20 protein-coding genes and 1 pseudogene are annotated in these 23751 nt (G+C 36.0%); 9 read left to right on the top strand and 12 right to left on the bottom strand.

Features of this window, described 5'->3' with window-relative positions; translation table 11 throughout:
• Position 1: 1 nt before the first annotated feature.
• Positions 2-1186, top strand: coding sequence for a methionine adenosyltransferase (gene metK / locus RICGR_RS06650; RefSeq protein WP_006034974.1), 1185 nt, complete (start codon positions 2-4; stop codon positions 1184-1186).
• Between the two features lie 125 nt (positions 1187-1311).
• Positions 1312-2628, top strand: coding sequence for an adenosylhomocysteinase (gene ahcY / locus RICGR_RS06645; RefSeq protein WP_006035585.1), 1317 nt, complete (start codon positions 1312-1314; stop codon positions 2626-2628).
• Here the strand turns inward: ahcY and rpiA are convergent, their stop codons facing one another.
• Together rpiA and RICGR_RS06635 are read right to left on the bottom strand one after the other, a co-directional pair.
• Positions 2629-3297, bottom strand: a complete 669-nt coding sequence (rpiA, locus tag RICGR_RS06640; protein ID WP_006035511.1) for a ribose-5-phosphate isomerase RpiA — start codon at positions 3295-3297, stop codon at positions 2629-2631.
• A 101-nt stretch (positions 3298-3398) separates the two neighbouring features.
• Positions 3399-3608 (bottom strand): hypothetical protein, encoded by a 210-nt coding sequence (locus RICGR_RS06635; protein WP_006034710.1) that lies wholly within the window; start codon positions 3606-3608, stop codon positions 3399-3401.
• A 543-nt stretch (positions 3609-4151) separates the two neighbouring features.
• Here RICGR_RS06635 and RICGR_RS06630 point away from each other — a divergent pair.
• From RICGR_RS06630 to RICGR_RS06605, 6 genes and pseudogenes are all read left to right on the top strand, one after another.
• On the top strand, positions 4152-5837 hold the full coding sequence (locus RICGR_RS06630; protein ID WP_006035089.1) for a hypothetical protein: 1686 nt from the start codon (positions 4152-4154) through the stop codon (positions 5835-5837).
• A gap of 64 nt (positions 5838-5901) precedes the next feature.
• On the top strand, positions 5902-7092 hold the full coding sequence (locus RICGR_RS06625) for a sensor histidine kinase (protein ID WP_006035927.1): 1191 nt from the start codon (positions 5902-5904) through the stop codon (positions 7090-7092).
• 57 nt (positions 7093-7149) lie between these two features.
• Entirely contained in the window at positions 7150-8370 is a 1221-nt protein-coding gene (locus RICGR_RS06620) for an IS256 family transposase (protein ID WP_006034785.1), read from the top strand.
• Between the two features lie 69 nt (positions 8371-8439).
• Positions 8440-9228: a TauD/TfdA family dioxygenase gene (locus RICGR_RS06615; protein ID WP_006035107.1), complete on the top strand. Its 789-nt coding sequence runs from the start codon at positions 8440-8442 to the stop codon at positions 9226-9228.
• A gap of 106 nt (positions 9229-9334) precedes the next feature.
• Positions 9335-9589 (top strand): annotated as a pseudogene (locus RICGR_RS07740) (transposase); the annotation flags it as partial.
• A gap of 76 nt (positions 9590-9665) precedes the next feature.
• Positions 9666-10919: a hypothetical protein gene (locus RICGR_RS06605; protein WP_040615672.1), complete on the top strand. Its 1254-nt coding sequence runs from the start codon at positions 9666-9668 to the stop codon at positions 10917-10919.
• Positions 10920-11242: 323 nt separating this feature from the next.
• Here RICGR_RS06605 and RICGR_RS07565 read toward each other — a convergent pair whose 3' ends face one another.
• Together RICGR_RS07565 and RICGR_RS06595 are read right to left on the bottom strand one after the other, a co-directional pair.
• Positions 11243-11635: a type IV pilin protein gene (locus RICGR_RS07565; RefSeq protein WP_006035672.1), complete on the bottom strand. Its 393-nt coding sequence runs from the start codon at positions 11633-11635 to the stop codon at positions 11243-11245.
• A gap of 92 nt (positions 11636-11727) precedes the next feature.
• Entirely contained in the window at positions 11728-12687 is a 960-nt protein-coding gene (locus RICGR_RS06595; protein WP_006034901.1) for a S49 family peptidase, read from the bottom strand.
• 243 nt (positions 12688-12930) lie between these two features.
• On the opposite strand from RICGR_RS06595, the gene clpB reads away from it, so the two are divergent.
• Positions 12931-15537, top strand: a complete 2607-nt coding sequence (gene clpB, locus RICGR_RS06590) for an ATP-dependent chaperone ClpB (RefSeq protein WP_006034805.1) — start codon at positions 12931-12933, stop codon at positions 15535-15537.
• A 19-nt stretch (positions 15538-15556) separates the two neighbouring features.
• Here clpB and purB read toward each other — a convergent pair whose 3' ends face one another.
• The 8 genes from purB to RICGR_RS06550 all read right to left on the bottom strand — a co-directional run bounded on the left by purB (position 15557) and on the right by RICGR_RS06550 (position 23538).
• A complete protein-coding gene (gene purB, locus RICGR_RS06585) occupies positions 15557-16927 on the bottom strand; it encodes an adenylosuccinate lyase (protein WP_006035407.1) in 1371 nt (456 codons plus the stop codon).
• Between the two features lie 20 nt (positions 16928-16947).
• A complete protein-coding gene (gene hpf, locus RICGR_RS06580; RefSeq protein WP_006034658.1) occupies positions 16948-17283 on the bottom strand; it encodes a ribosome hibernation-promoting factor, HPF/YfiA family in 336 nt (111 codons plus the stop codon).
• Between the two features lie 210 nt (positions 17284-17493).
• Positions 17494-18219: an LPS export ABC transporter ATP-binding protein gene (gene lptB / locus RICGR_RS06575; RefSeq protein ID WP_006035684.1), complete on the bottom strand. Its 726-nt coding sequence runs from the start codon at positions 18217-18219 to the stop codon at positions 17494-17496.
• Complete coding sequence (gene lptA / locus RICGR_RS06570; RefSeq protein WP_006034684.1) at positions 18212-18733, bottom strand: lipopolysaccharide transport periplasmic protein LptA; 522 nt, start codon at positions 18731-18733, stop codon at positions 18212-18214. The genes lptB and lptA overlap by 8 nt, the downstream gene beginning before the upstream one ends.
• Positions 18734-18742: 9 nt before the next feature.
• Positions 18743-19309 carry an LPS export ABC transporter periplasmic protein LptC gene (gene lptC, locus RICGR_RS06565; RefSeq protein WP_006035415.1) on the bottom strand — a complete coding sequence of 189 codons (567 nt, stop codon included), beginning with the start codon at positions 19307-19309 and terminating at the stop codon, positions 18743-18745.
• A 133-nt stretch (positions 19310-19442) separates the two neighbouring features.
• Positions 19443-20414 carry a KpsF/GutQ family sugar-phosphate isomerase gene (locus tag RICGR_RS06560; RefSeq protein ID WP_006034793.1) on the bottom strand — a complete coding sequence of 324 codons (972 nt, stop codon included), beginning with the start codon at positions 20412-20414 and terminating at the stop codon, positions 19443-19445.
• Positions 20415-20477: 63 nt separating this feature from the next.
• Positions 20478-21791 carry an ABC transporter ATP-binding protein gene (locus RICGR_RS06555; protein ID WP_006035240.1) on the bottom strand — a complete coding sequence of 438 codons (1314 nt, stop codon included), beginning with the start codon at positions 21789-21791 and terminating at the stop codon, positions 20478-20480.
• A gap of 13 nt (positions 21792-21804) precedes the next feature.
• A complete protein-coding gene (locus RICGR_RS06550; protein ID WP_006036008.1) occupies positions 21805-23538 on the bottom strand; it encodes an ABC transporter permease in 1734 nt (577 codons plus the stop codon).
• Positions 23539-23751 lie beyond the last annotated feature (213 nt).

Below are 23751 nucleotides of genomic sequence, written 5' to 3'. Positions count from 1 at the left end.
AATGGATAATTATACTACCTTTACTTCAGAATCAGTGTCAGAAGGTCATCCGGATAAGGTGGCTGATCAAATTTCTGATGCGGTCTTAGATGCAATTTTACGTCAGGATATGAACGCTAGAGTGGCCTGTGAAGCGATCGTTAAAACAGGCATGGTTTTGGTGGCTGGAGAGATTACGACAACCGCTTGGGTTGACGTAGAACAAATTGTTCGAGAAACCGTTAAAGAAATTGGGTACAACAGTTCGTCGATGGGGTTTGACTGGGAATCTTGTGCAGTGATGACGGCTATTGGTAAACAATCTCCCGATATTGCCCAGGGAGTTGATAAACTGGATAAACTTGATCAAGGTGCGGGTGACCAGGGTTTAATGTTTGGTTATGCCAGTAATGAAACCGAAGTATTTATGCCCGCAGCGATTACTTATGCGCATCGATTAATGGAACGTCAAGCAAAACTACGTAAAAATAATAGTTTAAATTGGTTGCGTCCTGATGCAAAGAGCCAGGTTACTTTACGTTATCAAAATGGAAAGCCTACTGAGGTTGAAGCCATTGTTCTTTCGACTCAACATGATCCTGATATTGCCTATGATGACCTAAAAGAAGCGGTTATGGAGGAAATTATTAAGCCGATTTTCCCCCCCGCCTGGTTAACACAAACCACAAAATATTATATTAACCCCACCGGTCGTTTTGTTATTGGAGGGCCTTTAAGCGATACCGGTTTAACCGGGCGTAAAATTATTGTCGATACGTATGGGGGTATGGCCCGTCACGGCGGAGGTTGTTTTTCCGGAAAAGATCCGAGCAAAGTTGATCGCTCAGCGGCTTATGCGGCCCGTTATGTGGCAAAAAATATTGTTGCGGCAGGATTAGCGGATCGATGTGAGATTCAAATTTCGTATGCGATTGGTGTTGCCGAACCGACTGCTATCAACATCAATACATTTGGTACCGCTAAATTATCTGATCGACGAATTATTGAGCTTATTCAACAACATTTTGATTTAAGACCTTTTGGTTTAATTGAAATGTTGAATTTATTAAAACCCATTTATAAACGTACTGCAGCGTATGGGCATTTTGGTCGCGAAAACGAAGATTTTCCTTGGGAAAAAATCGATAAGAAAGAAATATTACGCGCGGATTTATTAGCGCATGAAAGTAAATTAACGGAGTTTTAGTTTTTTCTTCATTTAATTTGCCCTCTTCGACAAGAGGACTGCTGATTTCTATTGTATCGGCGCGTTTATAGTATTTTAATGATGCGATGCTCGCTCAATTTTTTAGTATTTAAAGGTATTCCTTTATGATTGAAGAAAAGTTAAAAATTAACATCACTGACTATAAAGTTGCAGATTTAAGTTTAGCGGATTGGGGGCGACGAGAAATAACGATTGCCGAGAAAGAAATGCCTGGTTTAATGGCTTTGCGGAAAAAATATGGTTCTGAAAAACCCCTGAAAGGGGCCCGGATTGCGGGCTGTTTACATATGACGATACAGACGGCTGTTTTAATTGAAACCTTACTTGATTTAGGTGCTGAAGTACGTTGGTCATCCTGCAATATTTTTTCCACGCAAGACCATGCTGCTGCGGCTATGGCCGCTAAGAACGTACCCGTTTTTGCTTGGAAAGGAGAAACAGAAGAAGAATTTTGGTGGTGTATTGAACAAACATTAGCGGGACCGGATGATTGGACGCCCAATTTATTATTAGATGATGGTGGCGATCTAACTTTATTACTTCATGAAAAGCATCCTACACGACTACAGGCGATTAAAGGAGTATCAGAAGAAACAACGACCGGTGTGCATAGACTCTATCAAATGCAAAAAGAAAAAACACTCCGTATTCCCGCTATTAATGTGAACGATTCGGTGACAAAATCTAAATTTGACAATCTTTATGGTTGTAGAGAGTCATTGATTGATGCCTTAAAGCGAGCCACTGACGTGATGATTGCAGGGAAAATTGCTATTGTGTGTGGCTATGGGGATGTTGGAAAAGGATGTGCACAAAGTCTTCGAGCGTATGGGGCAACGGTTTGGATTACTGAAATTGATCCTATTTGTGCATTACAAGCAGTCATGGAAGGTTATCGCGTCGTTACGATGGATGAAGTCGTTGCATTAGGCGATATATTCGTTACGGCAACGGGGAATAAAGACGTCATTACTTTAAATCATATGCAACAAATGAAAGATTTGGCTATCGTTTGCAATATTGGTCACTTTGATTCAGAGATAGATGTGGCTGGGCTACGCCAATTTAATTGGTTAAATATCAAGCCACAGGTGGATCAGATCAATTTTCCCGACCAAAAACGTTTATTATTACTAGCAGAAGGTCGTTTAGTTAATTTAGGTTGTGCAACAGGCCATTCCAGTTTTGTCATGTCTAATTCTTTTACTAATCAAGTTTTAGCACAAATTGAATTATGGCAATATAATGAACGGTACCAAAAAGGACAAGTTTATAGGTTACCGAAGATACTTGATGAACAAGTGGCGCGTTTACATTTAGAAAAAGTAGGTGCTAAATTAACCCAATTAACCCCTGATCAGGCGCAATACATTGGCGTAAAACGCCAAGGGCCTTATAAATCGGATTATTACCGTTATTAATTAACTTTCAATGATTTTGATGCCGTTTTTATTGGCTATAAGTAGTTTATTTGCAGGACGCTGGGCGAATAATCCATTACTGACTACGCCTGGAATATTATTGAGTAAACGTTCAAGTTTAATAGGGTCAGTAAAATCCCAATGCTGAGTATCCAATATAATATTTCCATTGTCAGTAATAAATTTATCTCTAAGAAAAGGAAATCCTCCCAATTTTACTATCTCTCTCGCAACGTAACTACGCGCCATTGGAATCACTTCAAGCGGTAAACCTTTTTGACCAAGCATTCCGACATACTTACTTTCATCAATAATACACATAAAATTCTGGCTTGCGGAAGCAATAATTTTTTCTCGCGTTAATGCCCCTCCTCCTCCTTTAATAAGTTGCAAATGAGGATTGACTTCATCAGCACTATCAATATACAGCATTAATTCTCCGGCACTATTTAGATCTAAAACAGGAATATGAAGTTCTTTTAATCGTTTTTCAGTTTCTAAGGAAGCTGGAACGACGCCTTCGATTTTATGTCGAATAGCGGCTAATGCGGTAATCAGATGATTGATGGTGCTACCACTGCCTAGACCTAAAATGGATCCGGGGCTAATGTACGCTAATGTAGTTTCTGCTAGTTTTTTTTTTAAACGTTCAAGATTTTGTATTTCCATTAAAATCCCCTGAGATAAAATTTTAAAAGTTTACGTTGATACGCTTGAGTGAAATTATTATATAACTTATTTAAAATAAATGTTTTTTAATCAATAGAGGGTTATTTCAAATTATGATTTTCTGAATTTACAATATATTTTATTATAGCCGCATCTTCTTGTGAAAACCCATTCATCAGTGTTGGAATGGTAAATATTTGATAAGCGGAACGTATAAAATACAAGCCTTGATCGAGAATATTAATTAACATCATATTATCTCGATATTGCGCGACGATTTGATAACGTATTGGTTGGGGTAGCGCTAACATAAATGTATCTCCATAAAAAATTGTTAAAATCCTTATTGCTTCTATGAAGAAAATATTTGTCTCTCGGGTTATTGAATTTTAAATTAAGTTGAACCGCTAAAAAGTGACAAAATACTATCTTTTTTTAACTATACTATGCGCGTATTATTTAATTCAATATGCAAAAAACTTTAAATTTAGCAAGAAAATCATGTTTTTTACCTACTTGGTAACTTATTTTACAGAGAAGCCTTAAGAAATTATCATCCATGGACATAATCGGATAAATCCTGAGAAGTCATTTTTACCCAATAGCAGAATGATTAGAAGTTTTCACCTTTAATAGTTCTCACGCGCAAAAGCAATTCTTCTGTTTTAATCGCTTTCTTTAATGAAAATTGTTAATATACATGAGCTTAAAATATTGACATTTTACTGGAAAAGATAAACAATTTTATTTTACTACTTCACATCATTTCATTTTTTATAGATTTAGAAATAAAAAATGTATATTTGAAGTACTTTTGACTTTTTATATTTCATCTTTACGATAATAAGAATTTTATGCTTTCAACCTATGCAAGATCTCGAGTACCGCTTTTTAATAGTTCGTCCTTTTTAAAAAATAATAAAGCCTTTCTAAGCCAGTTTCAGTGTTTTCTGGAACCCAAAATTGATAATCAAGCACAACGCTTTAAACAACATCATTTAATACAGTCTTGGATTAGACATAATCGAAAAAAAAATCATCAGACCTTAGCTTATATGATGCCACCCATGATTGAATTTGTTATGGGCTTCGAGGATTTTAATCAGTATTATCTTCGTTACCCTTGTAATACGCAAACACCAAATTCTCTTGAAGAAGTAATCAATGCACATACCTATGAAGATGCCACCCATTCGCGGTTATTTTTGAAAGATTGGGATACTTTAGGAGTAGATACTTTACTGAGTTGGAAATACAGTGATTATATGCATTCCATCATGACAACATGGGATGCGACAATGAAAAAACAGGGACTAAAATTATATCGTTTGGCTTATTACCATCCATATCCATTTGAACGATTTGCTTTGATGGAGACAATTGAGACCGCTGGAAAAACCTTTTTTTCTGCTACGGTAAATTTAGCTGAAGATCTTTCATTGCGATCAGGGAAAACTTATCCTTATTTTGGTAAATATCATTTAGACTTAGAAAATGGCCATCTTCAGAACGAAGCAGTTTTCTTCCAGTCAAAAGAAGATGAAACATTAATTTTAGAAAAAAAAGAGCTTTCCAATAGATATAAAAAAAATGTAGATGATTTTGTTTGTCAGGAAATCATTGCTTCTTTAGTAAAAGAAGTGGGAGATATTTTCTTCGATACCTTTACAGTATGGCATGACAGCGCTATAAAATTTTCAAAAAATTCTGATTTTTATACTGATCTTTTCCAAAAGGAAACTAAAAATTACTTCTTGAATAGAAGTAACCTAAAGAAGAAGTACAATCACGATCATTGGATGACATTCTATTCAAAATCGATGTTCAGTTTTTTACAAAATGATATATTTCAATATGGGTTTTCCTCTATAGAAAACCATGTTATTTATAGAAAATTATCAAATGCGAGAGAAATAATCCCTAAAATTTTTGCTCGATTTGCGCTCATTGATTTTTTAGGTGCAGCTTTTGTTTGTCGCTTTAATGAATGGTCAGTAATAGACTGCCCAAAGGGAAATTTTCTCAAAGAACTTTCGATGGCCATGAGTGGGGTCGGTGATGCTTTAATTCACGATTGGAAGGTGCTTGGTTTAGATAGTATGGAAGCAAATTTAGAAATTTCGCAGATTTTGTCGTTTAAATTTTTTGATCAACAAAGCAATCTACATCGTCAGCACTTTTCGGAGTGGTTTAAAGACTTACTCTGCTATCCCGATCCATTGATTCAAAGCTTCGTTCTTTATGCGACGGTGGTTATCTATCAAACTTTCTTAAAATCTTTTTCTCCCTTATTAGGTTCAGAATTAAATTCTTCATCGTTAACTTTATTAAATGACCGTTGGTTTCAAGATTTTCATCGTTGCTTTCAAAAAGAAATGATTTTTTGGGAAACCCAATTATCGACCCAGCAAAAAAAAATTATTTTTCAGCAGATATTAAACTTATTAAAACGGTTTATTCTTCAATTAGATCAAATTGATTTTAATTTAGAACAAAAAGATAGTGTTGGAGTTTCCATCCCAACATTGAAGATTACATAGTTTATTTATTATTTAAGCTATCCTTCAACGATGAGTTACTTTGAAATAATCAGAGAGAATTTTTATGAGCCTGCTAACGTTAGAGAGTATTAAATCTTTTTTAATCCAGTTTGCTGAGCAGAGCGAACAAGTATATTGGCTTGGCGATCCAGAGTTTACTTATCTTGCCTACGTTAGCCCAGCTTATGAAGAAATTTGGGGTCGATCCCGAGAAGCGCTTTATAAAGATCCGAGTATTTGGATTAGCCATTTATATCCAGCAGACCAAAAAATTCATCCTATTCTTAAAATGAAACAAAAGGTAGTTGAGGATGGATTAAAAGCCCGATTTAGAGAAAATTATCGTATTATTCGATCTGACGGAGAAATGCGATGGATTATCGATCGTGGTTTCCCTGTATCAGATGAAATGGGGAAAATAATTGCTATTACAGGAGTGGCTGTTGATGTCACCAAAGAAAAACAACAAGAAGAAGTACTAAAAAAAGCCAAAAAACAAGTAGAAGTGGCCAACCAAGCTAAAACTGAATTTCTAGAAAACATGCGTCACGATATACGAACACCATTGTCTGGCATTATAGGGTGTGCTGAGTTGCTGCAATCAAAAACTAACGATCTGACTATTTCTGAGTATGCGAACGATCTTGTTAAATCCAGCCATGCCTTACTGGATTTCCATAATAATGTCTTAGAAGGGATTCAAGTCGCTACGGGTGAAATTCCATTCGTTAAAAAGAAATTTGATTTACGTCAACCATTGGAAGAAATCATCAACCTTAATAAATCCTTGGCCGCAGAAAAGCAACTCATTTTACAGTTTCACTATGATGAGCGCATTCCTCAATACGTAATGGGTGACCCCGTACGCGTACAGCGTATTCTATTAGAGCTGCTCTCCAATGCATTAACCTTTACTAAAAAAGGACAGGTTACTGTCAATATTGCACTCAAGAAAAAAGAATCAAGAGAAGTCATCGTCGAACTGAGTGTAAGTGATACCGGTATGGGTATACCTAAAGATAAGCAAGAGGAGATCTTTATTCGGTTCAAGCGTTTAACGCCTTCCTACAAAGGGATTTACAAAGGCTTAGGTCTAGGATTAACCACTGTCAAACAATTCGTTGATGACCTGGATGGTGAGATTTACGTTGAAAGTGAATTGGATCACGGTGCTACGTTTACGTGTTTCATTCCTTTTCAAGAACCTTTCGTGATGGGCGAAACCACGATAGAAGAAATACCGTTGCCGGATTAGGGAGTATTCAATTAACTGTGTCAACGCTAAACTAAATCAACAATTTTAGGAGTTGACATGAAACAAGCCATACTCAGTAAAGAATTTGAAGCTGAAGCGATAGCACGGCTAAAATCAGGAGAATCGTTAACAGGAAAAGATGGAATATTAACGCCGTTAATAAAACAAATTATCGAAGCATCGTTAGAGGGGGAAATAGACGCTCATTTATCAGAATCTAAAGCAACGGATATCTCAAATCGACGCAATGGAAAAACCAGTAAGTTATTAAAAACGGGGACAGAAAGTTTTGAGCTAGAAACACCCCGAGACCGTTTAGGAACGTTTGAACCACAAATGGTTAAGAAACGTCAAACGGTTTTAAACGAGTCCTTAGATAACAAAATACTGTCATTGTATGCACTTGGGATGAGCTATGAGGCGATCCAAGAACATCTGGCGGATATGTATGGTCTTGAGGTTTCAGCCGCTAAAATTAGCTTGATAAGCGATAAATTAATGCCGGTTATAACGGAATGGCGAAATAGACCGTTAGAATCTGTGTATCCCATCGTATTTCTCGATGCCATGCATTTTAAGGTGCGTATTGAAGGAAAAGTCAGTAGTCGTGCTTTTTATTCGGTTTTGGGTGTTAACAATCAGGGTCGTAAAGAAATTTTAGGGCTGTATCTTTCTGAAAATGAAGGTTCTCGTTTCTGGCTACACGTTTTAAATGATTTGTGCGCTCGCGGAGTTGAGGATATTCTCATTGCTAGCATTGACGGATTAAAGGGTTTTCCTGAAGCCATTGCTGAGGTTTTCCCCCAGACAGAAATTCAGCTTTGTGTGATTCATCAAATCCGTAACTCATTAAAGTACGTGACCAGCAAAGATCAAAAATCCTTTATGGCTGATTTAAAATTGGTTTATCGTGCGAGCTCCAAGGATTTAGCCGAGCATCGCCTATTGGAGCTTGATGAAAAATGGGGTAAAAAATACCCTGCTGTGATTAAGTCTTGGCAAACTCAATGGGAGCGTTTGTCTCAGTATTTTAAGTACCCAGAAGAGCTACGACGTATTGTTTACACAACGAATATAGTGGAGGGGTTTCATCGGCAAGTGCGTAAATATACCAAAAATAAAGGCGCTTTTACTAGTGAAAATGCCTTACTTAAATTAATTTACTGTGCCTGTCAAAAAATACTAGAAAAGTGGTACCAGCCCCTGCATAATTGGGCCTTAATTGCCTCTCAACTACAGATATTTTTTGATGGCAGATTAAATTTACAGTTACGATAAAATTATTAATGACACAGTTTTGTGAACACTCTCAAATAAAGTTTAAGTTTTATTTTAAAAAATTATTTTATGAATGAATTACGGTCATCTAAACATAATCTGGAAAGAATTTTTAACAGATGTCCTAAACTAGAACTTCCTCTTCCTTGTTATTTTCAAATAAAAAATTCTATAAGTATTTCTTATGAAAATTGTGCAGATCTACTAGATAAATATGGTATCTGTATTTTTTCTTTAAATTACCGAGATAATAGTTTTACTTTCAAACAACTTATTCAAAGTTTAGGTATTTTGCACACTCATAATGAAAAAGATAGTTTTATATGGAATATTAAGATATCGAGAGAAAATAAAAAACAATTGCCTAGATCACATAAAGATTATGAATTTCACTTTCATACTGATTGTTCCTATGAAGAAAATGTACCTGATTATTTTGCACTATATGTATTACATGCAGATCAAAAAATGGGAGGTAACAATTTAATTGTTGATAGTAAAATATTACTTAATTCTTTATCTAAAGAAACTCTCAAAGTATTACAAAATTTTCCTGTAACAATAAAGGTGCCGCACGAGTTTTTTAAGGGAAAAAGTTGTATACAAGCATGTATTATTGATGCTAATTGTAATATACGATTTCGCCGTGAAATTATTGATTTAGATAGCCTCACTTTTAAACAATTAAAGGCAATAGAAGAATTAGAAAATTTAATTTATTTTCCACAATATAGCCGGAAACTTACATTGAAAAATGATCAAATACTTATACTAAATAATAAAAGATTTCTGCATGCAAGAACCCATGTAAAAGATTCGAGGAGGCACTTGCAACGTATTCGTTTTTTTCGTGGCTAATTATTAGTAAGTGAAATTAGAATTTTTTATTAAAAGAAAGTGAGTCTGTAAACCATTTTGTGTAGTGCTTCATGGCGCACTACACAATTTTATTTACAGACTCACGTCATGGGAAAATGTCATTCCATTTTTTGGCTATCCCACTGAAATTCGTAAGGTGATTTATACTACCAATGCGATAGAATCACTGAATATGACTTTACGGAAATTTATAAAAAATAAACGGATTTTTCCCTCAGATGAAGCGGCATTTAAACAAATTTATTTGGCGATGCAAATTATTGCTAAAAAATGGACTATGCCTATCCGCGATTGGAAGCCTGCTTTGGCTCGCTTTACTATCGAATTTGGTGACAGAATAGGCACCATAGCTAATTTACACAAATGTTCTTGCAGACTCAAGAAAGTATATATCTATGTTATCTATAAATCATTTTATGCCTAATCCTTTAATAAATTGTTGTCATCTTCAAAGAGACAAACATACTTTAATAAAGAATTTGAATAAACTTTATACTCCTATATGTTTTGATTCCTTAAATATCAATCCTTATCCGTTATTATTTGATAAACAATTATTTTCTCAATTAAAGGATTGTCATTCATTACTTATAGAAGTAATACCAAAAATAGTAAGTAATTTTTTTATAGATCCCTCTCTACAGCAGATTATTGCATTAGATGATAAAACACTTGATTTATTACACTCATTAGAAGATAAGCCGTATGAAATAGGGTTTATTCGTCCTGATTTTGTTTTAGATAAGAACTATCAAATTAAAATATGTGAAATAAATGCTAGATTTCCTTTGAATGCATTTGTTCTTTCTCAATGCTTATCAGATGAAATATTCAAAAAATTTGAAATTGAGCTTTCTTTTCTAAATGTAAATAAAATAAAAAATTTGGACATCTTCGAGAATTTTTTTGATTTTAAACATTCTATTCATATTATTTTTAATAAAGAAAAAAGTTTAGATATTTTCTTATTAAAAACTGTAGGAAAAAAAATATTTTCAAATTTAAAAGTTGAATTGATATCTTCACCTAAATTTTTATTTAAAAATAAAAAAAAATGTGTTCAGATGATACTTAATTTACATCAACAGGAATTACTTAAATTAAAACCAAGTTTACTTAACGAAATAATCCAACAAACTCATTTTAATGATATAAGAACGATATTCATAGTACACGACAAACGTTTTTTATCCATATTGTCAAATAGAACAATTATGTCTAATTACATTTCTCTTGAAAAATATAATAGATTAACGAGCTATATTATCCCCACTTATATTTTAAATAATGATATTATACATAATATTAAATCTAGTATGAAAAACTGGGTTTTAAAAAAGAATACGGCGGGTAAAGGCGAAGGTATGATTATCGGTAAAGAGGATCACTCTACCAAAATGCATGACATACTAAGTAATAAAAGACTTGAATATATTGCCCAACCATTTGTTAATCAACCATTTTTTCGGTTTCTAAGTGATTCATCGCCAATTACAAATAATATTTTCAACAAAAACTACTATAATTTGTACCTGGTTGGCACAATACTTAGTTTTAATAATATTTTTTTAGGACCAGGTCTTTTAAGAGGTTCTTCTAAATCAATTATAAATATCGCACAAGGTGATACTACTATTTTTATACCATTTTCTTTAAATTACAATAATTGAATATTACATTTTTTTGTTAATCTGGATGAGATATATTCACAGAAAATATAATAGCAGTTCAAGAGTTTCAATCATAAAACACTTATTTTTTATCATTTGAAATTTTCTGAAAATTCTAACTCAAATGCGATGAGGGGTTAAATTAGTTGTATTTTAATGGTAAAATGCGTTAATTAAATAACAAATTATTTTTACTAAGGTAAAGATTATTTTTTAACCTAAAAATAATAGCCAGCATTGGCCTTAATTCCCAAGGATTTCTAGTAAAATATAGCAGCTAAACGCACATTCGTAGTAAATGAGTAAATGAAATGTGCGGAAATTTAAGCTGACCAGCATTGACTTGAGCCACTGCCTTTATTGGTTTTTTCACCTAATTGATTCAGCATAAAAAGATAGCATTCTGGATCAGTAAATTGTGCTTTGGCGGATAGTTGATACGTATTAGAGGTACTTTTTAAAGTGAGTTGATAAAATTTTTTTTCAGTCATGTTCTTTAAATGGAGTTTGCTAAAACTGGCTTTTTCATAACTATTATTATTTTCAAGATAGTAAATTTCCATATGTTGAGCAAGATTAATTAAGGCAATTTTTGCTTCGCTACGACGCGTTTTTTTTACCAAATGTCTGTAAATAGGGGTGGAGAAAGTCGTTAAGATGCCGATTATCACTAAGACGATCAGTAATTCAAATAAAGTAAATCCAGCAGTATTCACGCTATAAACTCCTTATTATGCTTTATTATAAAAATAAACATAATAAAAGAGTTTATACAAGTTATTTATCAAAAACGGATTGTATTTTTTTGTTAACGAAATCCATGAGGTAAAATGCCCAGATTCGTACTGAGTTGTTGTGCAAACGCCGCGCCAATACGATCAGAAAGTTGTTGTAGAAGGCCGGGTTTAACCGTGTAATCGACAATGTTTTTATTTTTAATTAATTCACGGGATAAACTATTTAAATCTCCAAAACCGTCGATTAACCCTAAAGGTAATGCCTCCTCGCCGGTCCAGGCTAATCCTGAAAATAATTCAGGATTATTTTTTAAACGATTTCCGCGGCCTTGTTTAACCGCATGAATGAATTGCTGATGAACATTGGCAAGCATACGTTCGGCAATCCGTTTTTCATCTAATTTTTCTGGTGAAAATGGATCTAAAAAACCTTTATGATCGCCAGCGGTTAATAAACGACGTTCGACGCCGACTTTTTTCATCGTCTCTACAAAACCAAATCCATCCATTAAAACACCAATTGATCCGACGAGACTTGAGGGATTCGCATAAATACGATCACTTGCAGAGGCGATGTAATAAGCCGCCGATGCACACAGATCATCACAGACCGCATAGAGCTTGGTTTTGGGATATTGATGACGTAAATAACGGATTTCATGATAGATCTGTGCGGCTTGCACTGGACTTCCACCGGGACTATTAATGCGAAGAATAACGGTACGGGTATTTTTGTCCTCAAAGGCATTTTGTAGACCTTCTATAACATTGTCCGCATTAGCCGCTGAGTTATCGTTAATGATCCCTTTGATATCAACAAGTCCAATGTGTGCTTTGGCTTTAGAAGTCGTTGGAAGGTTAGGCGTTGATGGCCATAAAATAAGCAAAAAGCTTAAAAAAATCAAAAAAAGTAAAAATTTAAAAAAAATGTTCCATCGTCTTTTACGTCGTTGTTCTTTTAAGGCCTCAAAAAGTAATTTTTCCAGGGTTTTACGTTGCCACGTTGGATCACTTAATAATTCTTCTGCCATATAAACCCCTGCTGAAACGTTAAATAGGTAAATTCGCTTAGTTTACCTCTTTTTTATGACAGGGGACATATTGATCTAAAAATGAATCATTGACTTTCTATTCATCGACTTGTGCAGTGGTATTGGGTATTGATGTTCTATTAGAATGATCTGAAATTTTTCCAGAGTTGACTTGATTTTTCCGAATTAGACTAAACTATTGAGAAGACAGTCATCCAATTGAATGATCATTCGAGGGGTAATATGAGTCTTAATAAATTAACAAGTCAATTTCAGAATGCGTTGGCCGAATCGCAATCAATCGCAATAGGGCATGATAACGCGTTTATTGAACCTATTCATTTGATGTCTGCTTTATTACGACAAGAAAAGGGTACGGTGAGGCCTCTATTAAGTAAAGCGAACGTTAATTTAAATCAATTAACGAAAAGTGTAGATGAAGCAATCGCACACTTGCCGAGCGTAGAAACTTCAACACCAGGTGAAATTTATCCTTCTAAAGATTTTACTCGTTTATTGAATATAACCGATAAATTTGCACAACAAAGACAGGATGAGTATCTATCCAGTGAATTATTTGTATTGGCCGCAGTGGGGGATAAAAGTATTTTAGGTGAGTTATTAAGGAAAGCAGGTGCTGATAAAACAATGATTGAACAAGCAATAAAGGATATACGAGGTGGCGAGACCGTGAATGATCCTGAAGCGGAAGGTCGTCGAGGGGCTTTAGAAAAATATACCATTGATTTGACAACACAAGCGTCACAAGGAAAATTAGATCCGGTGATTGGTCGAGATGATGTGATACGTCGAACCATTCAAGTGTTACAACGACGAACCAAAAATAATCCGGTTCTTATTGGTGAACCTGGAGTGGGTAAAACGGCTGTCGTGGAAGGGCTTGCTCAACGTATTGTTAATCACGAAGTTCCAGAAGGATTAAGAAATAAACGTTTACTGGCTTTAGATATCGGTTCATTGATTGCGGGGGCTAAGTATCGTGGTGAATTTGAAGAGCGATTAAAAGCGGTATTAAATGAACTTGCAAAGCAAGAAGGGCAAATTATTTTATTTATTGATGAGTTGCATACCATGGTGGGGGCAGGGAAAGCGGAAGGGGCTATGGATGCGGGGAATATGCTAAAACCTGCTTTAGCAAGAGGTCAATTACACTGTATTGGTGCAACGACATTAAATGAATACCGAAACTATATTGAAAAGGATGCTGCATTAGAACGTCGTTTTCAAAAAATTCTGGTTGATGAGCCGAATGTTGAAGATACGATCGCTATTTTACGGGGTTTAAAGCAACGTTATGAAATTCATCATGGCGTCGAAATTATGGATTCTGCTATTGTTGCGGCCGCAACGTTATCGCATCGTTATATTTCAGATAGAAATTTACCGGACAAAGCCATTGATCTGATTGATGAAGCGGCGAGTCGGATTCGAATTGAAATTGATTCTAAACCCGAAAAATTAGATCGATTAGATAGGCGATTAATTCAGTTAAAAATTGAACGAGAAGCACTCAAAAAAGAAACCGATGAATCCTCCAAAATCAGATTGAAAAATTTAGACAATGAGATTACTGAACTTTCAAAAAAATATGCCGATCTGAATGAGATTTGGAAAGCTGAAAAGGCAACCTTACAAGGCGAGCAAAAAATTAAAAGTGAACTGGAAAAGGCTCAATTTGAGTTAGAAAAAGCACGCCGTTCGGGCGATTTGAATCGAATGTCTGAACTCCAATATGGCCATATTCCTGCTTTAGAAAAAAAATTAGTGGCCGCTCAAAAAATAGAAAAAAAAGAACAACCCGCTTTAATACGCAATAAGGTAAGCGAGAAAGAAATTGCAGAAATTGTTTCACAATGGACCGGTATCCCTGTTGCGAAGATGCTCGAGGGTGAACGAGAAAAATTATTACAGATGGAAGACGCACTCCATAAACGGGTGGTGGGTCAAGATGAAGCGATTTCTGTGGTAGCCAATGCCATTCGGCGGTCTCGCGCAGGACTTTCTGATCCGAATCGTCCCATCGGATCATTTATTTTTTCAGGACCTACGGGTGTGGGTAAAACTGAAGTGTGCAAAGCTTTAGCAGGATTTTTATTTGATTCCGATGAGGCGATGGTGCGTTTAGACATGTCCGAATTTATGGAAAAACATTCGGTCGCACGGTTAATTGGTGCTCCTCCAGGCTATGTGGGTTACGAAGAAGGCGGCTATCTTACTGAAGCAGTGCGTCGAAAGCCTTATTCTGTGGTGCTTTTGGATGAAATTGAAAAAGCACATGCGGATGTATTCAATATTTTATTACAAGTATTAGAAGATGGTCGGTTAACCGATAGTCATGGACGTACCGTCGACTTTCGAAATACAGTGATTGTTATGACATCGAATTTAGGATCGCAAATTATTCAAGAATTTACTTCAAAGCAGGACTATGCCGCTTTAAAAAGTACATTAATGGATATCATTGCGCAACATTTTCGACCTGAATTTATTAATCGCGTTGATGAAGTGGTTGTATTTCATGCCTTAAATGAAACACAAATTCATTCGATTACAAAAATTCAATTACAACGCCTCCGTCAACGTCTTGGTGAACGAGACTTACACTTAGAAGTGAGCGAAGCTGCCATAAACCATATTGCTAAAATGGGTTACGATCCTGTTTATGGCGCACGACCTTTAAAACGGACGATTCAGCAAGAATTGGAAAACCCCATTGCCAAGGAAATGCTTGAAGAAAAATTTCTGCCGGGGGACAAAATTTTTGTGGATTATAGTGACGATAAAATAAAATTAACCGCAAAAAAACAACGTCAAAAAATGAGGAAATAAAAAATAAACAACGATAAAACTATCCAATGGATTGCGCCAATTCTGTTGCATAACCTAAATAATTGGTCGGAGATAATTGGAGTAGTCTTTTTTTAGCATGATTGGGTATTTTTAAATCGTTAATAAATTGGTGAAGCATTTTTTGATCAACCTTTTTTCCTTGGGTTAATTGTTTTAATTGCTCATAAGGCAGGTTAGCGGAATAACGTCTTAAAACGGTTTGTATGGCTTCGGCCAGTATTTCCCAATGCTGATTCAGATCTTCCAAAAGTTTTGTGTCATCAACGGAAATTTTTTTTAAACCACATAATAAACTGTTATAGCCGATTAGCGTGTATGCGAACGCTGATCCTAGATTGCGAAGTAATGTTGAATCTCTTAAATCTCGCTGCCAGCGGGAAATAGGCAAGGTTCTGGAAAAATGTTGATAAAGACTATTTGCTAAACTGAGATTTCCTTCTGCATTTTCAAAATCGATAGGATTAATTTTATGAGGCATTGTCGAAGAACCTATTTCACCAGGTTCGGTGTTTTGCTTGAAATAACCGAGAGAAATATAACCCCAACAATCAGCGGCTAAATTTATGAATATGTTATTGATTCGTTTTAAATTGTCGCAGTATTCCGCAATCGTGTCATGTGGTTCAATCTGGGTGGTATATGCGTTCCAATCTAGATTTAAACGGGTTACGAATTTTTTGCTGAGTGCAGGCCAGTTAATATCAGGGTAAGCAATTCGATGTGCATTATAATTACCAATCGCACCATTAAATTTACCGCGTAGTTTAATAGCCATCAATAATTTTTTTTGTTCGATTAAACGATTCGCAAAATTGGCCAATTCTTTACCCATGGTGGTCGGTACAGCCGGTTGACCATGTGTGCGGCTAAGCATGGGGTGTGATGCATAGCGATGTGCATATTTTTTTAAACACGTAATCAGTTTTTGAATAGCGGGTAATAAATGTTGAGTACGTACTTCCTTGAGCATTAAGGCATAAGACAGGTTATTGATATCCTCTGAGGTACACGCAAAATGTACAAACTCGCGAATAGGTTTTAATGAAGGGATTTTAGTTAATTTTTCCTTTAAAAAATATTCGACGGCTTTAATATCATGCCGCGTCGTTTTTTCTAACGTTTTAATTTTTTCAGCATCTTTCAAACTAAATTTTTCAATGATAGCCTCTAATTGTTGTTGGCTTTTTAAGGAAAACTTTGGAATTTCCTTGATATGAGGTTCATGAGCCAATGTTTGTAGCCAACGTATTTCAATCAATACTCTAAAATAAAATAAACCATACTCACTGCATAAACAACGCAAACTATCGGTTTTATCAGAATAACGTCCATCAATTGGGGAAATCGCAGTTAAAGAATTAAGTTGCACAAAGGCCTCGATAAATTTATTTACAGTTCTTCGGATCCCTCTGGATCATATTTTTCGGATCGATCATGTCGTTTTTCTTTACTTTTTAATTTATGTTTATTGATTTGCTGCTCTATTTTATCAATTAATTCATCAATAGCCGTGTAAAGATTTTCATTTTTAGCACGGGCATAAAATTCATTACCATGGGTATGCATTAACGCTTTAGCGACTTGATCTAGATGTTCAAGACTTAAAGTAATATGTAATGTTGAGGTTTTATGCGTTATACGTTCCAGTCGTTTAAATTTATCTAAAATATATTGTTTTAAAGCATCGGTCACTTTAATGCCATCGTCTGTAATCGTAATTTGCATAAGGCCCTCTTTATAATTAATTGTTTTAAATAATGTTCTAAAAAATGCCCACCCGATTATACCTTAGATTAGGCTCTCCTGTGGAGAGGGTGAGCGTTATCGATCCATTTTAAATCGATTGCGTGTTATGAAAAATGAGCGTCAAAATGAGTTGGTTTGTAAAAACTGATTAAAAATTAAACCAATTTTGCCTTGTATTTATTATTAAGGTTATAGATCAAATTCATGTCCTAAATAAATTTCTCTGACCCGTTGATTCTTCAATACTTCCTGTGGTGTGCCTACATAGATTGTTTTTCCCTCATTCACGATATAAGCCCGTTTGCAAATCGCGAGTGTTTCTCTGACATTATGGTCGGTAATCAAAACGCCTATACCCCGTTGGCTTAAGTGAATAATCATGCGTTTAATATCAACAACAGAAATCGGATCGATTCCTGCAAAAGGTTCGTCTAATAGCATAAATTTGGGTTCCATCGCCAAAGCGCGCGCTATTTCGACACGCCGGCGTTCACCGCCGGATAAACGAATGCCTAGCGTGTCACGGATAGGTGTAATATGAAACTCGCGAAGTAAATTTTCAAGGTGTTGTTTGCGTTGTTCTTTTGATAAATCATGACGTAATTGAAGAATAGCAAGAATATTATCAGCCACGGTTAATTTGCGAAATATCGAAGGTTCTTGTGGTAAATAACCAATCCCTGCTTTAGCGCGAGCATGCATCGGCAAATGCGTAATGTTCTGATTATTGAGTAAAATTTTTCCTTGTGTGCAGGTCACTAAACCGACAATTAAATAAAAGCTTGTGGTTTTTCCTGCGCCATTGGGGCCGAGTAAACCAATCACTTCTCCGGTTTCTAATTCAAGCGAAACATTTTCGACAACAATACGTGAATGATACCGTTTCGTTAAATGGATAGCGTTTAATTTATTCATGATTCAAGGGTGCTATTGTAATTTGAGTGTGTCCTTTTGGTGATAAAGGAGAACCGATCGTTTTCGTTTTAAAATCGTAATTAATTTGATACCCTTTAAAATGATTTTTTCCTTGTACCATTTCAGCATTTCCTATGGCTTCTAAGTACTCTTTTTTTGGATAATAATAAATCGTTTTTCCGGTAGCGATTAATTGAGGACGATGAGGAAATATAAACGCTTGATATCGCGCTGGATTTCCTATGGCGATTATCTTATTAATTTGGCCATTTTGATCGAAATAACTGGTCGCATAATCTGCAGTGAGGACGGCTGAACCTTGGGTCAGTTTAATATGTCCTCGATAAATGCCTTGTTTCGTTTTATTATTATAGGTCACACTATCCGATTCAAAATAAGCAAGATCATTGGAGTGTGCGCAAGCAACAGTCGACAGGCAAAACACGATCGATAGATTGACGAACAATAAATAAGCTTTCTTTATTTTAAATATTTTTTGTTCAAGTGCATTCAAGAGTAAACCTCATTTACTTTTTTCGGGCATGAATTGACTCTTTACCTGAGATAAAAGTCGAATTGTTTTGGTATTGAAATTAGCATGGAGTCCTACCGCATGGATGACTTGGTTCATCCGCGTGATGCGAACCGGTGCGGACGTATCCGCTATTTTTTCCTTAATATGGATATCTAAAGTAGACGTTTTCAAAGTCGAAATAATTTTATTGTTTGAATTTTTTTGCTCGAGTGTAACATTATTCCACAGGTGTAGACGATCATTCTCTTTTAACCTTCCATACCGGGCTGAAAGTTGCCAAGACGCTTTATTTTTTAAATAGAAAGTAAAAAGAGGTGCTGTCAGTAAAATAGTATTGTTTGAAGGATAATGGAGTGAAAAAGGAGCACTTAATTGATCACCAAGAATACCTGCTTTATCGATATGATACATAACAACCTGAGTGGCGTAACTATCGGGTTGGTGCGTTAAATTGGACGTGTTAACAGGCCGCGTTAACTGTAATCTTATATAGTATAAACCGAATAAGATAGATAAAATAAGAATAAGGTTAATGAGTACTGTTTTAGAAAACATATTTTTGACATAGGTTAATAAACGATTTTATGTTCAATATATTCACAGTAATGGGGTTTTTGTCAAGTTGCCGACAAAAAACAGGAAGTTGCGTTATAAATGGTAAATTGAACAATAAAAAAATTTTGGAAAATTAAGTGATTTTTCGGCTGAGAATGTCATGAATATGCACGACGCCAAGGGGCTTTTTTTCCTTATCTGCGATAATTAATGTTGTAATTTTGCTTGTTTCCATGAGGTGTAAGGCTTCCGTTGCGAGCTTGTCTTTATTAATCGTTTTACAATGAGCCGTCATGACGTGATCCACTAAAGTGGTCTGTAGATTTAAACCTTGGTCGATGGCACGTCTCAGATCACCATCTGTAAAAATTCCAAGTAAGCGCTGATTTTCATCCGTAATAATGGTCATACCCAGTCTTTTTTGTGATATTTCAAATAAAGTTTGAATTAAAGGGGTTCCCGACCTTACATTAGGCAGCGCAGGACCCGTATGCATAATATCGGCTACTTTTAATAGTAGACGACGTCCTAAATGGCCTCTTGGATGGACTTTCGCAAAGTCATTACTGCTAAAACCTCGTCGATTAAGCAATGCGATAGCGATGGCATCACCCATGACTAAAGTTGCTGTGCTGCTTGAGGTAGGTGCTAATCCTAGGGAACAGGCTTCTTGTTCTATAGGGATATGAAGCGTAACAGTGGCTTGCTGTGCGAGCGTAGAATTTGGATTTCCTGTCATGAGTATAAAAGGAATATTAAGAAATTTGAGTGTAGGAAGGATGCTGATAAGCTCGTCTGTTTCACCCGAATGAGAAATGGCAAGAACGACATCTTTAGAATTGATCATACCCAGATCACCATGATTAGCTTCTGCGGCATGAATAAAAAAAGCAGGACTTCCGGTGCTCGCTAAAGTCGCTGCAATTTTATTGCCAATATGTCCCGATTTCCCAATTCCAATGACAACAATATGACCTTGGCAATTTAAAAATAATTCACAGGCCCGTTCGAATTTCGAATCAAGTTGTGGTAACAAATTCAAAATGGCGTTCGCTTCTATTTCTATAACGTTGCGCGCTGAATCAGAAAATTTTTTAGTATTCATTCATTTTTAATCCTAAAATTAGACGAGGAATAGTGAGTGAATCAATTAATATGGTAATGCAGTTTAATTTGGATTTTCTAAACTGAGCATACCCGTGTCGTTTGTATACGCGAATAATTCTGCATAACGACCCCAATCTATCACGGTGCGAAGGACGCGCTCAGCTTCTTTTTCACTTAAATAATCTTCTAATTCATTCAGAAAACGTTCTTTTGAAGCGCGTTGACCTGTTGTTCGTCTTTCTTCTAGAACTTGTCGTATGTGTTTTGCTAAAGGAACATACCGTAATAAATGAGCGGCAAAGATTTTTTTTCGTTCTAAAATATCGGCATTTGCAAATAATTTTCCAGCTTCTGTTAAAATTAACTCTCCATTGTTCACATGCGCAAAACCTAAAATATCCAACACTTCAGTTAATGGGAATAAGTCATCCACATCTAAGTGCAAGGTTTCAGTCAGTTCAGGTAGACTGACATGACCTTCATATTCAGTTTGATCTAAAGTCTCAAGTAAACCGGTTAATTCAGAAATATCTGCATCCGGAAGGCGATAACCGATGTCGGTAATTCGAGGTAACTGTTCTTTAAGCAGAAATTTCTTACGTTCATCCATTTGACGCGTAATCAACGCATAGATTTGATCCACATATTTTCGAAACTCTGCACTTTGCTCCGTACGGGGATAGTTTAAATCGATGCTCAATTCTGATCGAATGCTTCCCGGATCGCTATCAAATACAATAACACGATTAGCAAGTAAAACCGCTTCTTCAATGTTGTGTGTGACAAATAAAATGCCACGCGTACCGGTTTGTTTTGCTTCCCATAAATCAAGTAGATCACTTTTAAGGTTATCAGCGGTCAGTACATCTAAGGCTGAGAACGGTTCATCCATCAGCAGTACATCCGGATTAACGACAAGCGCACGTGCAAACCCTACCCGTTGACGCATTCCGCCCGATAATTCTTTTGGATACGCGGATTCAAATCCATCCAGACCAATGATGTCAAGCGCCTTTAACGAACGTGTTCTACGTTCATCACGAGGAATGCGTAATGCTTCGAGACCTAACTCTACATTTTCTAACACGGTTAACCAAGGCAACAGCGCGAAGTTTTGAAAAACCATCGCCATGCCGTGCACAGGCCCATTAACCACCTTTTCTCGATAAGTTACTGTGCCACTGCTCGGGTGCGAAAGACCAGAAATGATACGTAATAAAGTGGATTTTCCCGAACCTGATTTTCCTAATAGCGCGACAATTTCACCTTCAAAGAGTTGAAAATTGACTTTATCCAGCACCAACAATTCTTGCTGTTCAGCTTTTTTAAAGGATTTGCTGATATCTTTTACAGTGAAAATGGGTTTTTTATTCATGCGATTTCTTTTCTTAATCTAACCGATAACGGGACTGAGATAAATTGTAGAGTGGGCGCCAAACTAAATGATTCATCACTAACACAAAAAGACTCATCATCGCCATCCCCAGGGCTATACGCGGGAAATCTCCAGCATCCGCTGACTTTGCAATATAAGCACCAAGCCCAGTAGAGACCAGTGTGATAGAACCCCAGTTAATGATTTCAGTTAAAATGGTCAAATTCCACCCCCCCCCAATTGCAGTAATGGTTCCGGTAATCCAATGGGGAAAAATTCCAGGTAAAATAAGTCGACGCCACCATTGCCACCCTTTAACGCCAAAGTTGCTGCTGACTTCTTTTAAATCTTCTGGTAAAGCAGCGGTACCTGCGATAACGTTAAATAAAATATACCACTGTGTGCCTAATAATAATAAGGGGGTTGACCAGATTTCGAAATTTAAGTGGTATTTTAAAATTAAAATAACGACAATAGGAAATAAAACATTCGCTGGAAATGCTGCAAAAAATTGCGCAATCGGTTGTATCCATTCTGCAATACGGCGATTTAATCCTATAAAAACCCCGATGGGAATCCAAATAATACTCGCTATTAAAATAATGGAAATAATCCTCAATGCGGTAATACAACCTAGAAAAAATACATGAATTAATTCGTGTAGTGAGAGATTTTTTAAAATAAATTGCAATAATAACCAAAGCGAGAGGCTGACGAATACGAAGGTCATGCTATACCAAATAAAGTCAATGAATTTGTTAGAACCTGATTTTTTAGCCGAGACTTCTTTTTTAGTTTTGAAAAAGGAAATATTGACGATCGTATCCCCTAATTTTCCAAAAAAGCGGCCTAGATATTTTAAAATATACGTTTGCTGTAACAATGAGGTGAGCCACGAGCGAGAAACATATTCTTGGCTGACCTGTTCGAATGTGAATTTTTTTGACCAATTGAGCAAGGGTCGAAAGAGAAGTTGATCATACAGTAAAATGACAACGAACATGGTCAGAATAGTATAAATGACACCGGAGATACTGGCCCTATTAATCGCAAGTCCTAGGTAAGAACCGATGCCGGGTAATATAATCGTTTGATTATTAACAGAAATACTTTCAGATGCAATTAAAAAAATCCAACTGGCCGACATTGACATCATGATATTCCATAAAAGACCAGGCATACTGAAAGGAACATCAAGTCGCCAAAAACGCTGCCAGGAGGATAAATGAAATATATCCGCGGCTTCCTTTAACTCAGTGGGCACAGAACGTAAGCTTTGATAAAAACTAAGCGTAATATTCCATACTTGAGCGGTAAAAACTGCGAAAATAGCTGCAGCTTCTGGACCTAAACGACTTCCCTGAAATAAAGTAATAAAACCTACGATGGTAATTGATAATAAACCGATAACCGGTACGGATTGTAAAATATCGATACAAGGGATGATAATACGAGCCGCGCGTTTATTTTTTGCCGCTAAAGTTCCCACTGTAAAGGTAAATAATAAAGAAAACGCCATGGCTGTAAATAAACGTAATACCGTAAATAAAGCATATTTAGGTAATTGGAGAGGATCTAAAGTTAATGCGAAAGGTTGACCAACGTGATAGGGTGAAGTTATTTGCTTGCCTGCCCAAACAAATGCAGCAAGCATCCCGAGTACCATAATAAGGGCAACGAAGTCCCAAGCATTCGGAAGAATTTTAAAAGAGCTTCTAAAAGAAAACCGATTGTAGATTGTTGACATGCCGACCTCCCATTTGGGGAAGGTAGATATTTACCCCCATGGACTATAATTTTTGCATTGGAGACGACGCTTATTCACGATTGCAAGCGTGTTCGAAGGTATTGATCCGGCGCCACTCATTTTGTTATTAGACTAAAACTAATGCGTTAAATAATTACAAACCAGGGGGTATATATTTACCCTCTGAATTTAGCGGGAGCCTAGTCTGATTTT

This window comes from Rickettsiella grylli, assembly GCF_000168295.1.
In the GTDB taxonomy this organism is placed as follows: domain Bacteria; phylum Pseudomonadota; class Gammaproteobacteria; order Diplorickettsiales; family Diplorickettsiaceae; genus Aquirickettsiella; species Aquirickettsiella grylli.
This window is presented reverse-complemented; position numbering and strand designations above follow the sequence as displayed.